15 protein-coding genes are annotated in these 13,279 nt (G+C 61.8%); 9 read left to right on the top strand and 6 right to left on the bottom strand.

Annotated features, from left to right (window positions below):
- Positions 1-87: 87 nt before the first annotated feature.
- From M5B43_RS25430 to M5B43_RS25445, 4 genes are all read right to left on the bottom strand, one after another.
- The gene (locus tag M5B43_RS25430; protein WP_126570394.1) at positions 88-363 is read right to left on the bottom strand and encodes a GIY-YIG nuclease family protein; all 276 of its coding nucleotides are present in this window, start codon (positions 361-363) and stop codon (positions 88-90) included.
- Between the two features lie 37 nt (positions 364-400).
- Entirely contained in the window at positions 401-871 is a 471-nt protein-coding gene (locus M5B43_RS25435; protein ID WP_248752647.1) for a nuclear transport factor 2 family protein, read from the bottom strand.
- Positions 872-962: 91 nt separating this feature from the next.
- Complete coding sequence (locus tag M5B43_RS25440; RefSeq protein WP_248752648.1) at positions 963-1,598, bottom strand: response regulator transcription factor; 636 nt, start codon at positions 1,596-1,598, stop codon at positions 963-965.
- Between the two features lie 198 nt (positions 1,599-1,796).
- Positions 1,797-2,615 (bottom strand): response regulator, encoded by an 819-nt coding sequence (locus M5B43_RS25445; protein WP_248752649.1) that lies wholly within the window; start codon positions 2,613-2,615, stop codon positions 1,797-1,799.
- A 370-nt stretch (positions 2,616-2,985) separates the two neighbouring features.
- Between M5B43_RS25445 and M5B43_RS25450 the strand changes: the two genes are divergently transcribed.
- From M5B43_RS25450 to M5B43_RS25490, 9 genes are all read left to right on the top strand, one after another.
- Complete coding sequence (locus M5B43_RS25450) at positions 2,986-3,609, top strand: DUF1120 domain-containing protein (RefSeq protein ID WP_248752650.1); 624 nt, start codon at positions 2,986-2,988, stop codon at positions 3,607-3,609.
- A 15-nt stretch (positions 3,610-3,624) separates the two neighbouring features.
- A complete protein-coding gene (locus tag M5B43_RS25455) occupies positions 3,625-4,248 on the top strand; it encodes a DUF1120 domain-containing protein (protein WP_248752651.1) in 624 nt (207 codons plus the stop codon).
- Between the two features lie 86 nt (positions 4,249-4,334).
- Positions 4,335-4,895 (top strand): DUF1120 domain-containing protein, encoded by a 561-nt coding sequence (locus M5B43_RS25460; RefSeq protein ID WP_248752674.1) that lies wholly within the window; start codon positions 4,335-4,337, stop codon positions 4,893-4,895.
- 11 nt (positions 4,896-4,906) lie between these two features.
- Positions 4,907-5,527 (top strand): DUF1120 domain-containing protein, encoded by a 621-nt coding sequence (locus tag M5B43_RS25465; RefSeq protein ID WP_248752652.1) that lies wholly within the window; start codon positions 4,907-4,909, stop codon positions 5,525-5,527.
- 3 nt (positions 5,528-5,530) lie between these two features.
- A complete protein-coding gene (locus M5B43_RS25470) occupies positions 5,531-6,205 on the top strand; it encodes a DUF1120 domain-containing protein (protein ID WP_248752653.1) in 675 nt (224 codons plus the stop codon).
- 32 nt (positions 6,206-6,237) lie between these two features.
- Positions 6,238-6,942, top strand: a complete 705-nt coding sequence (locus M5B43_RS25475) for a fimbria/pilus chaperone family protein (RefSeq protein ID WP_248752654.1) — start codon at positions 6,238-6,240, stop codon at positions 6,940-6,942.
- Positions 6,943-7,069: 127 nt separating this feature from the next.
- A complete protein-coding gene (locus M5B43_RS25480; protein ID WP_248752655.1) occupies positions 7,070-9,511 on the top strand; it encodes a fimbria/pilus outer membrane usher protein in 2,442 nt (813 codons plus the stop codon).
- 5 nt (positions 9,512-9,516) lie between these two features.
- On the top strand, positions 9,517-10,656 hold the full coding sequence (locus M5B43_RS25485) for a DUF1120 domain-containing protein (protein ID WP_248752656.1): 1,140 nt from the start codon (positions 9,517-9,519) through the stop codon (positions 10,654-10,656).
- Positions 10,657-10,681: 25 nt separating this feature from the next.
- Positions 10,682-11,326 carry a DUF1120 domain-containing protein gene (locus tag M5B43_RS25490; protein WP_248752657.1) on the top strand — a complete coding sequence of 215 codons (645 nt, stop codon included), beginning with the start codon at positions 10,682-10,684 and terminating at the stop codon, positions 11,324-11,326.
- Here the strand turns inward: M5B43_RS25490 and M5B43_RS25495 are convergent.
- Together M5B43_RS25495 and M5B43_RS25500 are read right to left on the bottom strand one after the other, a co-directional pair.
- A complete protein-coding gene (locus M5B43_RS25495; RefSeq protein ID WP_248752658.1) occupies positions 11,323-12,588 on the bottom strand; it encodes a CynX/NimT family MFS transporter in 1,266 nt (421 codons plus the stop codon). The genes M5B43_RS25490 and M5B43_RS25495 overlap by 4 nt on opposite strands.
- The gene (locus tag M5B43_RS25500; RefSeq protein ID WP_248752659.1) at positions 12,578-13,237 is read right to left on the bottom strand and encodes a FadR/GntR family transcriptional regulator; all 660 of its coding nucleotides are present in this window, start codon (positions 13,235-13,237) and stop codon (positions 12,578-12,580) included. The genes M5B43_RS25495 and M5B43_RS25500 overlap by 11 nt, the downstream gene beginning before the upstream one ends.
- Between the last annotated feature and the right edge of the window lie 42 nt (positions 13,238-13,279).

Here is a 13,279-nt window from a genome sequence, read left to right on the forward strand (position 1 = left end):
TAAAAGTTGTGTAGATACCTATGCTCGATGTGTGAATCCCTGGCTTAACCTGCAAAAACGCATGCGGGGATGATTGGATCCCATCAGTCAGATCAATGAGCCGCTCGCCGCCAGGCATTCCTTGGCGCTCTTCTTCAGTTTTTTAATCAGCCGTTCCTGGCGCAACGCCTCGCCCTTGCTCGCGCATTGCTCGGTGTACACCAGCGCCACGGCCGGGCTGGACAGAAAGAACCGCGCGCCTTTACCGCTCTGGTGAGCAGCAAACCGGCGCACCGGGTCGTTGCTGATGCCGCAATACAGCGAGCCGTTGGCGGCCCGCACCAGGTAGACGAACCAGGGTTTGGGTTCAGAAGGGTCAGTCACAAGTCGATTTCGGCAAACCAGAGGAGCGCCAATCTTATCAACGACCCGCCTGGAATGCCTTCAAGCCTTTGAGCGCCTGGGCGCGCACGGCGTTTTTCAGCGCTGGCGACCAGCCCAGCAGCAAGCCCTTGAGCCCCAGGGCCTGGCGCGACCAGCGCCACAGGTCGAAGTGGTCGTGGTGCTCGCAGATCTTGCCATCGAGAAATACAAAACGTGCGCCGATATCGTTGACTACCGTATTGCCGGTGGCGCTGAACAGGTACGTCGCCACCCAATGGGCGCTGCCGGTGCGGTCATCGCTGCGCACCTGGTCGAATGTCAGGGAGAAGTCTTTAGCCCGCGTGGTGAGCATGCGCCACATATCCCCCGCGTCGCGCCCGCGCAACTCGCCAAAGGCGGGGTCGCTGAACACCACGTCATCGCTGTAGCAGGCAGCCATGGCTTCGGCGTCCAGGCGCTGGAAGGCACTGTAGAACTCGGTGATCAGGGCGTTATGGGCATCACTCATGGGCAGGCTCCGCAGGCGTCGAAAGAATAGGCGCACGATAAGCTGCCCACACCGCGCTGGCTACTGACATTCGCCACGCAAATGAGCGGCCCTACGGCACCATCCCAATGCGGCGAGCATAGGCGAACAAGTCAACATCGGTGGAGATACTCAACCGTTGCATGGCCGTGCTCTTCTGCTTGCTGATCGTGGAAATACTGCGGTTGACCCGTGCCGCGATCTGGCTGACGGTCATACCGCTGGCTAGCATGCGCACCACCTCGCGCTCCTTGCCGGACAATTGCGGCTCCTGGGACTGATCACCCGTCCCGGCCTCCACCAGTTGCACCCGCAAGCATTCGCTGGCGAAGGTCCGCCCGGCCTGTACTGCCTTGATCGCCATGGGCAACTCCTTGGCCGAGGCACTTTTGGCGACCACCGCCTTGGCCCCATGAGCGAAGGCGGTGCGCAAGGTCGCTACGTTGGCGAACATCGTCACCAGAATCACCGGTAACGTCGGATACTGGCGGTGCAACAGGCCCAGCAAGCAGTAGCCATCGGCCTGCTGGCCGCCTGGCATGGCGAAGTCCGTGACCAGCACGTCGCACGGGGTGTTACTCAACACGCCGAGTAACTGATCGGGGCCGTCGGCTTCGCCGACCACTTTGCACTTGCCATTCGCCTCAATCACGACTTTTTGCCCGACTCGGACAATAGGGTGATCGTCAGCAATAATTACTCGATACATAGGCACCCACGAATGATGGCAACTTGAATCCGCGCAAAATACCTCTGCCTGCGATCATCAACAACTGCTAACAAAGAGCCGCTTGCGGCCGAACCCAATGTTCAGTAGTGGCGAATTTTTGGACTACAACACAATAGGAAAACACCTACAGCCAAAACTAGATCGCCGGATAGATGTGGCGCTCTGCAACAGCACTCTTCAAACCTCGGCCAGGTATTCGAGATAGGCGCACAGCCGTGCCTCAAACACTTCCAACTGCATGCTATGAACAGCAACGCCATCGGTATGGACCTGCTCGATCAAGCTCATCGCGCAGGACTCCAGCCCCGTGCCGCCCAGAAACACCAGGCTGCCCACCAGCCGATGTAGACGCTCGGTGGTCAGCGACGCGTTCAACGTCACACGAGCAAGACGCAAGACCCGCTGGTCTTCCCAGGCTTCTACCAACAGGGTTTCCAATAACTGGTCGACGATCAGGTCGCTGCCAAACGTGGTGACCAGCGTGGCACGGGTAGGCCAACTCGCCACCGGCGCAGCGGCCTCTGGCCCGGTTTGCGGGCCCTCGCTGCCCGGCAACCAGCGCACCAGTACAGCGTGCAACTGTTCAAGGGTCAACGGTTTGGGCAACCAGGCATCCATGCCTGCTTCGCGGCAGCACTGGGGGCTGTCGTTTTGCAGGTTGGCGGTCAAGGCAATGATTGGCACTCGCTTCAACCCATGTTCGCGCTCGTGCCGGCGAATGGCGCGGGTCATGCTGTAACCGTCCATGAAGGGCATCCGGCAATCGCTGATGACCAGGTCGAAGGGCCGACTGGTAAAAGCCACCAACCCCATGAAGCCATCGGTGGTCAGTTCGTGCCCGAGCCCCAGTTTCTGTAGCAGCCAACTCAGCAACAGGCGATAGGCTGAATGATCCTCCACCACCAGGACATTCAACTGCTGCCAATGACGCGGGGGACCAATAGGCGAATCAGGTTTGCGGCTCGCTCCTGCGGTTGAACCTCCCTGCGAACCCATCCCTACCTCTCGTGGCTATTAATCCGACAGCAACCGCCATGGCGGTTATGCAGCAACACCCGACACGCTCTTTTGAATGCTACCCACCTCAAACAGATACCCTTTCGAGTACTTTCATGCCCATACAACAACTACGAAAAACACCCCGAAATACCGTGCACCCGCCCCCCTGCGCCAATGTCGTATTAGTTGTATTCCCCCCTCGCCGCCCCCCTCGCTAAATTGTGCCCACCCCAAAAGAGGGACGGTTTGCCACTCCCCGGCACCGCAAAAAATTGAGACCGCCGCCAAGCCAGTCACTCGTCCACACAGGGCCGAGCGCTGACCTGTAGGCGTCCCTATCTGCCAGACTGCAATGGAACAATTTGAAATGAAGACCCCTGTATCCCTATTGAGCAGTGCCCTGCTGCTCGCCATGACATCCTCGGTGTTCGCCGCCAGTAGCGTCGACCTGAGCGTCAAAGGGTTAATTACGCCCAGCGCCTGCACACCCAGCCTGCCAGGTGATGTCGACTTTGGAAAAATCGCGGCAAAAGACCTGAATCTCGACAAAACCACCGCGCTTGAGCGCAAGACCCTGCCACTGAGCGTCAACTGCGAGGCAGCAACGCTGTTCGCCATCCAGCCCATCGACAATCGAGCCGGCTCAGCTATTTATGGCTACAGCTTTGGCCTGGGCATGATCAACGAAAACCAGAAACTGGGCATGTATCAATTGGGTTTCAGCAACCCCGTCGCCGAAACCCCATCCACGCTGCTGGCCATGTACAACGCCGACGGTCAGTGGCAAACGCTTTACCCGGACGATGGCATCGCCCCCAACGAACTGGTGGCACTGGGCAGTCGCGGTGACAGCGGGTGGGCGCCGCACCCGATCAAGGACGCGCTCATGGATGTGACGCTCTACACAGTGATTGCCCCGGCAAAAGACCTGACATTGACCAACGAAGTAGCGATCGACGGCTCCGCGACTTTTGAAGTCAAGTACCTGTAAATGGACACCCCTAGAATGAAAACCTGCGTGTCCCTGCTCAGTAGTGCCCTGCTGCTCGCCATGACGTCATCCGCTTTCGCTGCCAGTTCCGTCGACCTGACCGTCAAGGGGCTGATCACACCCAGCGCTTGTGCCCCCAGCCTTTCAAGTGGCGGGGTCATCGACCACGGAAAAGTCGCGGCCAAGGATTTGAAGCCGGACCACTGGACGTTGCTGGGCAATCACACCCTGCAACTGGCGATCAACTGTGATGCGCCCACCCTGGTGGCGTTGAAGGGTATCGATAATCAAGGCGACGCCTATGCCTCGATGTATGGCCTGGGCTTGGTCAGCGGCAAGAAACTGGGCGGATACCTCCTGACGCTCGACAACCCCATGGCCGACGGCGCGGCGACCTCAGTGATCGAGTCCCCTGATAACGGCGTCACCTGGCGGGAAATGTATTCAGATGAAGTCTGGGTATCCGAGCACCTCGCCTCGTTTGGTGATCGCGCTACCGGCAGTTGGGCCCCCTCCCCGGTCCAGCAGGTCACGACAGACCTCCTGGTGCAAACCCTCATCGCCCCGACAGCAGGCATGGACCTGACCGCAGAGGTGCCCTTCAGCGGCTCCGCCACGATCGAAGTGAAATACCTGTAACCCCACTCACCCACAGGATGTGAACCATGGTTAGCCCCCTCGCTACCCTCACCGCGACACTGTTGCTGATCGGTGCAGGCCCGCTAATGGCCGCCAGCAGCCAGGACTTGAGCGTCAAAGGGACCATCACCCCCAGCGCCTGCGCCCCCGTGGTCTCCGGCGGCGGCACCGTTGACTTCGGCAAGGTGTCGGTCAAGGACCTCAATACCGATACCTACACCGACCTGCCCCGGGAAACCCTGCTGTTGAGCGTGCGTTGCGAAGGGCCGACTTTTTTCACCCTGAACACTATCGATAACCGCGCCGGCACCACCGCCAACCACTTCAGTTGGCATGGCCTGGGCATGACACCCAACGATGAAAAAATCGGCGATGCCGGACTTGGCCTGTACATGCCGGTGGCCGATGGCGTATCGGTACGCACCATCACTTCCAGGGATGGCGGGGTCACCTGGATGCCTTCGGTGATGCTCAGCCACACCGTGTTGACGGCGGTCACCGATAACGACGGCCTGGCGCCCATTGCGGTCCAGGTACTGGACGCAGAGATACGCCTGATCACCCACATTGCTCCCGCCAGCAGCCTGACGCTGACCGACGAAGTCCCCATCGACGGCCACGCCACCGTGCAAGTCAATTACCTCTAAGGAGCCTCCCGATGAAAACCCGATTGACCACCCTGGCCGCCAGCGTACTGCTGCTCAACTGCGCCACTGCCTTCGCTGCGTCCAGCGTGGACCTGACCGTCAAGGGCCTGATCGTACCCAGTGCCTGCACGCCGAGCCTGTCCGGCGGTGGCGTGATCGACCACGGCAAGATCTCCGCCAAAGATCTGAAACCGGACAACCCGACAGTCATTGGCAACCATACCCTGACCCTAGCCGTCAATTGCGACGCGCCCATCCAGTTCGCCCTGCATTCGATCGATAACCGTGCATCCTCAGGTATCGGTTCGAATTATGGCCTGGGCTTTATCAATGACACCCAGAAGCTGGGGGGATACAACCTCACGCTTGCCAATCCACTGGCCGAGGATGGCGTAGTGGTGCAGCCCATTGCATCGATCGACCAAGGCAATACATGGTTTAAAGAAAAGTTCTTGGATCCGGGCCTGTACATGTCAGTAGCTTCAATGGATGACGATAGCCAGCCATTGGCAGTCAAGGACCTGCGGGGCGATCTGCAGGTGCAGACCTTCATCATGGGCACTGCCGGCATGGACCTCAGCAATGAGGTGACCATCGACGGCTCCGCCACCCTTGAAGTGAAGTACCTCTAACCCATGGCCGCCCATCTCTTGAATACCACCGGGCATGGGCTGCACCTACTTGTGCCGGCACTGAATAGGTTCGCCTGTTGCCTTGCCGCCTTACTTTACCTGGCCGAGACCTGCGCGGCCTCGACTGTCGACCTCACGGTGACCGGCCGGGTGACACCGGATGCCTGCCATATCGAGCTGACGAATGACGGCATCATCGAGCACGGCAAGATCCCGGCACATAGCCTCAACGTAGACGAGTTCACCGTGCTGCCCAGCCAGGTACTCGAGCTGCACGTGCTCTGCGCCAGGCCCATGCTGTTTGCGTTGGTGGGCGTCGACAATCGTGCAGACTCCTCGCTGGCCCCCGACTTTTTCTACGGACTGGGCAGAAACATCCACGCCTCCGAGGAGCGCCTCGGCTCCGTGGCGTTGTCCTTTCGCAAGCCGGTGGGCGATGCACAGCCCATGCAGGTATTGGCCTCCACCAACAACGGGGAAACCTGGTCACCGGACCCCAATGCCTATCCACGATCCTATATGGCCTTTGCACCGCTGGGCGACCGACAACCCGACTTCATCAGCCAACTGACCGCCGAGCTTCAGGTGGTCACCGCCATCAACTTTTCGCAGTACCTGACGCTGGACCAGGAAGTCCCCCTCGACGGTTCCATCGTCCTGGACCTGCGCTACCTCTGACCGATGCCTTTTTGCCTAATGGAAAACCCGTCATGACGACGACATTCTCAAACACCGCTGTCGGCCTTATCGCCCTGCTGTTGATACTCGGCAATCACGTCAAGGCCGACGGGATGGTACCGGACACCTCCGTGGTGATCGTGCACGAAGCCGAAGGCGAAGCGGCAGTGTCGGTCACCAACACCGACAGCCAACTCGCGCTGCTGCATGTGACCTTGCAGGATATTCCGGAGGACACCGAGCAGCTGCTGGTGGTGACGCCGCCGCTGTCACGGGTCGAAGCGTCCAAATCCCAGTTGGTGCGTTTCATCCTGCAAAACCAGAAGCCGTTGCTCACCCAACGGCTTAAACGCGCAGTGTTCGAAGGCATGCCCCAAGGCCGTGCCGCGACCGCCGCCGGGCATGCCCGCGTGGGCGTGACCGTGCGCCAGAACCTCCCGGTGATCGTGCATCCCAAGGGCCTGGCGCCCAACCGCACGCCTTGGACCGACCTGACCTGGACACTGCGCGAAGGCCAGTTGCAGGTGCGTAACGACACGCCGTATGTGGTGCGACTGGCCCAGGAGCTACAACTGCTGCCAGGCGACGGCAAGGCGCTGCTGCCGCGCACTTACGTGCTGCCCGGCGAAGCCTTGAGCGTGCCGGCCAGTGGTGGGCAGGCCACGACGGTGAGGCTGCAACCGGCCACGGTGTATGGGTTTGCGGTCAAGGCCTACGACGCACCGATCACCCTCTGACAGCAACACAGACGGCGTCCCCCATACCGCCGCCTGAATAACGAAGTGACGGCTTATCGACCGTCACCAGAACGCCTGCAAGTACCGGAACCCGCGGGCCTGCGCGTTCACTACTCGAGTACCTTGCGTGAAAACAGTATTGAGTTACCGTGACGGCGAAGCCGTGTCCGCCCCCCCCGCCAGCTCGACCGTGCCGCTGGTGTTGTTGCTGTGTGCACTGATGCCGGCCAAGGCTTGGGCCGACGACTCCAGTTCATCCGGCTTCGACGCCCAGACCTTGCATCAACGCGGCATTGATCCACAACTGGCCAGCCTGTTGCTGGCGACGCCGCGCTTCGCTGCCGGGCGGCATACCGTCAACCTGCGGGTCAACGGCCAACGACGTGGCCGCCAGGATGTGACCTTCGATCCAAACGGTAACCTGTGCATGGACCGTGCGTTGCTGGACGCTGCCAACCTGGTGATCCCCCGTGAAGCCGTGGGCTGTCACGACTTTCTCGCGCAGTATCCGCAAAGCCTGGTGGAACCGGACCCGGCAACGCTGACGGTATCGCTGGTGGTGCCCACCGAAGCCCTGCGCCCTGTGCAGCAGGATATCTCGGGGTATGAAACCGGCGGTTTTGCCGGGCTGCTCAACTATGACCTCAGCGGTTTTTACAACCGTTTCGGCGATGACGCCAGCCGGTTTGGCTCGGCCAATACCGAAGCCGGGTTCAACGCCGGCGACTGGATCGTGCGCAGCCGCCAGGTGCAGACCTGGCAGGATGGGCTGTCGCGCAGCACACATCTGGAGGCCTACGCGCAACGGACCTTCGCCAGCCACCAAGCCGTGTTGCAGGCCGGGCAGATCAACCTCTACAACCCGGTGCTGTCCGGTGCGCAGATCACCGGCGTGCAGGTGCTCACCGAGCATGCGCTTCAGGAACAGGGCCAGGGCGCACTGATCCAAGGCATCGCCAACAGCCCGGCGCAAGTGGAAGTGCGCCAGAACGGCGCGCTGATTCACTCCACCGTGGTGCCCGCCGGGCCCTTTACCTTGAACGATGTGCGCCGGTTGAACACGCGTTCGGACGTCGAAGTCACGGTCAAGGAAAGCGTCGGCGGTGAACGGCGCTTCACCGTGCCGGCGGCCATGCTCGGGCTTGGGTTGCCGGCACCGGGTTACTCCGTGGCCGCGGGCCGGGTGCGCAATGTGGGCGACGCCAAAGGCGATGATCCATGGGTAATCAGTGGCGGCTGGACCGGTGCCCTGCACCCGCAGTTGACCCTGGGCACTGGCGTGCTGGCGGCCAGCGAGTACCGCTCGGTGGGCGCAAGCCTCGGCTGGTTGCCGTGGGTGGACAGTCAGCTTCAGCTGTCAACGCAACTGTCCAACACCCAGGCGCGAGAAAAGGTTTCCGGCGTACAGAGCGATCTTTCCTGGTCTCAACGCCTGGGCGAACAATGGTCGATCAGTGCTGCCAACTCCTGGCGCAGCATCGGCTACCGCGAGTTGGAAGAGAGCACCTACACGCGCGACGACAGCAATCGCGACTCACGCTACCGCGACCAGCAAAGCCTCAACCTGGGCTGGTCGCATCCGCTGCTGGGTGCGTTCAGCGCCGGGGTTTCGCGCTCGGCCAACTTCGCCGGCGACAGCAGCAGCCGTGCGTTGGCCTCCTGGGGCACGAGCATCGGCGCGGCGTCGTTGTCGGCCAGTGCCGAGTGGCAAATGGGCGGCAGCCAGCAACAGGACAACGCGGTGTACCTCACTATCAGCGTGCCGTTGGGCGAGAGTCGCCGGCTACGTAGCTGGGTGCGTAATTCCGGCGGCGAGAACCGCACCGGCCTGGGCGTCACGGAACAGATCGATGACCAACTCAGCTATCGCGTCAGCGCCGAACACGACAGCAGCGACCATCAAGTGGAAACCACCGTAGGTGTGTCGGCACTGCCGCGCTACAGCCAGCTCGACGTGAGCTACAGCCGCTCCGATGCCGAGCGCTCCAGCTATCAAGGCGGTGCACGCGGCGGTGTGGTGCTGCACGGCGACGGCGTGACCTTTTCACCCTACCCAGTGCGCGATACCTTCGCCCTGGTGTCGGTGGGCGACATGAGCGGCATCAAACTCAGCACGCCCAGCGGCCCAGTGTGGACCGATTGGCAAGGCCAGGCCGTGGTGCCGCAAGTCGCCGCTTACGGCCGCAGCCCAGTGGAAGTGCAAACCCGCTCGCTGCCACGCAATGCCGATATCAACAACGGTTTGGCGATGATTTCGGCCGGGCGTGGCGCCGTGGACAAGGTAGAGTTCGGCGTCGGCCTGACCCGTCGCGTGCTGCTTACCGTCAGTACCGACCAGGGTACACCGCTGCCTGCGGGCGCCTCCGTCAGCAGTGCCAGTGGTGAGTTCGTGACCTTGGTGCAGGACGGCAGCCAAGTGTTTCTACCCAATGTGCTGGATCAACCCACCCTGTGGATAACCATGCCCCAAGGCGGCCGTTGCGAGCTGCGCTACGAACTGCCGGAGAAGGCCGATCCCTCAGTGTACTTCGAAACTGCGCCTGCACGTTGCAACATACCCGGAGGATGATCGCCATGCCCGTCACACCTTATATGCGTCTACTGTGCCTGTGGCTGTTGATCGGCGTCGCCGGCACGGCCCAGGCCGTGGAAGAGTGCCAACTGAACGTCAGCGAACCGCTGGTGGATTTCGGCCTGATGAGCCGCCTGGCACAAACCGACAGCGCACCACAACGCCTGCTGGGCGAGCGACGCCTGAGCGTGACCGTCAACTGCCCGCACGCTGAAGACTTCAACCTGTTCTACCGCGCCCTGGCCGCCGGCCCACAGCGCCTGCAATTTACCGCACACGGCCGCTATGCCATCGAAGTCAGCAACGCCGTGCTCGACGGTCGCGCTGTAGAACTGGGTTTACTGCCCGCCGCAGGCCAGGCGCCCGTGGTCAACGGCAGCGTGCTGGAATGGCGTCCCGGCCACGGTATAGCACCGGTCGAGCAAGGTACGGTGGTCACGGGCAAAACCCTGTCGCTGCAACTGACCTTGCGCGCTTGGGCCGACCTCGCCGCCACACAGGTGCGCGATGCCACCACCTGGGAAACCACCGGCATGGTGTACGGTACGCGGCACGGGCGTTACCGGGAACTGACACTGCGCGCCCACTTTGCGCCAATCGCCTGCCTGCCATCGCTGTCGGATCACGGCGTGGTGGACTATGGCACCTTGTACGCCAAGGATTTGAGCGCCACCAACGAAACGCCGTTGCCCACCCGCACCCTGCGCCTGAGCGTGACCTGCGACGCGCCGATCCGCTTTGCCCTGCGCATGAAAGACAACCGCGACGGTTCGGCCACCGGCGGCACAGATGAAACATCGTATGGCCTGGACCTGGACGCCAGCCGCAACAAGATCGGGCGATTTTACCTGACCATCGACCCGGCGGAATTCAGCGCCGACACCCTTCCCACGCTGTACCGCACTGACTCCACCAGCAATGGCGTGGCCTGGAGCAGTTCCACCGCGCGGCAAATCCCGATGGCCGCCGACAGCATCATGGGCTTTACCGACAAAACCGGCGTTACCACTGGGCCCGTCGCCCTGCAAACCCTGACCGGCACGATGCGCATCAAGACTTACCTGGCGCCCATGCAAAGCCTGGACCTGCGCGACGTGGTGCATATCAACGGTTCCGGCACGCTCGAAATCGTCTACCCCTGAGCCATCAATACAAGGAGTCTGCCCCATGAAAAGCCGCATCCTTCCCAGCCTGTTGCTACTGGCTTGCACGCCTGCCGCACTGGCCGCCTCGACAGTGGACCTGAGCGTCAAAGGCCAGATCACGCCCTCCGCCTGCTTGCCGCAGTTCCCCGGCGGCGCCCTGATCGACTACGGCAAAATCGCCCAACAAGACCTGAACCTGGAGACAGCCACGCGCCTTCCCCTGAAAACGCTGAATGTCGGCATTGTCTGCAATGGCCCTGTCCGATACGCCTTGCGCATGCGCGACAATCGTGATGGTTCGGCCATGGTCAATAGCGAGATTTACTACGGACTGGGGTTCGATGCCAGCGGCAACCGCCTGGGTGTCTACTCGATGACCTTCGACCCAAAGCAAATCCAGGCCAGCAACACCGCGCAGGTCTATGGCACCGAGTCCACCACCGGGGGCCTGGCGTGGCGCACGTCCAACCTGAACCCTATCGATATCGGCTCCAGAAGCTACCTGGGTTTTACCGCAGTGGAGGGCAGTGTCAGCGGACCTACCGCCCTTGGCATATTGGGGGGCAACGTCACAGTGCAGACCGTGATCAATGCCCGCAAGAACCTCGACTTGAGCGTGGAAACCCCGCTCGATGGATCGGCCACGCTGGAGGTGGTCTATCTCTAGACTTTCTCGCTGGTGACCTGTACGTAGCGCGCACGACCGGCGCCCAGGCCCGCGACAATCGCGCCCACACCGATCACGGCGAAGATCCAGCCGATAGCGGCCCAGCTGCCGGTCCAGTCATGCACCAGGCCGACCGCAAACGGGCCCATCGACGCCAGGGTGTAACCAATGCCTTGGGCCATGCTCGACAGGTTGGCGGCCACATGGGCATCGCGCGAGCGCAACACGATCAAGGTCAACGCCAGGCTGAAAGTGCCGCCCTGACCCAGGCCCAGCAGGATCGCCCATCCCCACAAACCGTCCAGCGGTGCATACAGGCAACCAAACAGACCGCCAAGGGTCAACAACATCACCACCACGATCGCCAGGCGCTGGTCCTTGCCACGGGTGGCCAGCCACGGGGCGGCAAGGGAGCTGACCAGTTGCACGATGATCGAGCCTGACAGCGCCAACCCGGCTTGTGTGGCACTCAAGCCGCGCCCGATCAGGATCGACGGCAACCAGCCGAACACAATGTAGGCCAGGGACGATTGCAGGCCCATGTACAAGGTCACCTGCCAGGCCAGCGGGTCACGCAGCAAGCCCTTGACCCGGTAAGCGGCCTGATGGGCGCCCTGCTTTTGCCCCACTTGCGGCAACCAGAGCAACGCCGCCAGCAACGCCGGGAAAACCCAGAACCCCAGGCCGATAGCCCAGCGGTCACTGAAGTACTGGCTCAGGGGCACTGTGGCCCCCGCGGCCAACGCGGCGCCTAAACACAACGCCATGGTGTAGACACCGGTCATCGTGCCCGCCTGCTTGGCGAAGTCGCGTTTGACGATGCCCGGTAGCAATACACCGATGATGCCGATGCTCGCACCGGCGATCAGGCTGCCCGCGAACAACCCGACCTCACCCAAAGAACTGCGCAGGATGATACCGACGGCCAGGGTCAGCAGAATCCCCAGCACCACCCGTTCGGCGCCGAAACGTCGAGCCAGGATCGGCGCAGTCGGCGCGAACAGCCCCAGACACAGCACCGGCAAGGTGGTCAGCAGACCGGCCTTGGCGGCGGACAGTCCAAGGCTGGCGGACACCTCGCTGAGCAGCGGCGCCATGCTCGACAGCGCCGGGCGCAGGTTCAGCGCCACCAGGATCAGGCCCAGCAGTAACAGCCAGGGCCGTGTGACAAGCGCTGGCGTGTGTTGCACCACATCGTCGTCAGCTTCGGCGTCGATCAGCAGTTCTTCGAGTTCGGTTGTACGTTTGGCTTCAAGGTTCATTGATCAACTGCCGGCAGAGGGATTTGGCGCGTTCCGGGTCCTGGTGTTCCACGGCGTCGAGCAGGGCGATGTGCAGGTCGAACACGGCTTGGCGACGTGGCGAGATGTTCAGGGTCTGGCGCAACTGCGCGCCGACAATCGCTGAAAAATACTGGTACAACTCGCTCAAGGCCGGGTTGTGCGCGGCGTCGACCAAGTGTTTGTGGAACACCAGATCGGCGCTGATATAGGCCTCCAAGTCACCGTGGTACAGCTCGGAACTGGCCTGCAGTGCCTCACGCAACCCGCATAGATCGTCCTCGGTACGGCGCAACGCGGCCAGCCCAATGGCCTGCACTTCCAGAATCTGCCGCGTCTCCTGCGCCTGTTCCAAGGTGCAATGGGACAGTGCCCGCATCGTGCCTAGCGGGTCGGTCATCGAGCGTAAATAACTGCCGTCGCCCTGGCGGATCTCGACCATCCCGGAGAACGCCAGCACGCGCATGGCTTCGCGCACGGTATTGCGGCTGATACCCAACTCGGCGGACAACTCGGGCTCGGTGGGCAGACGCTCGTCGATGGCCCAAACACCTTGGCTGATGCGCAGGCGCAGTTGCTCCAGAGCTTGGTCGACAAGGGAGCGTTTTATCAGGGGAGTGATGTCTGTCATGGGTTTTGCGCTTTCGCCCAATCATAGGATGAATTTTCCTAC

The organism is Pseudomonas sp. MWU15-20650, from assembly GCF_023242475.1.
GTDB lineage: Bacteria > Pseudomonadota > Gammaproteobacteria > Pseudomonadales > Pseudomonadaceae > Aquipseudomonas.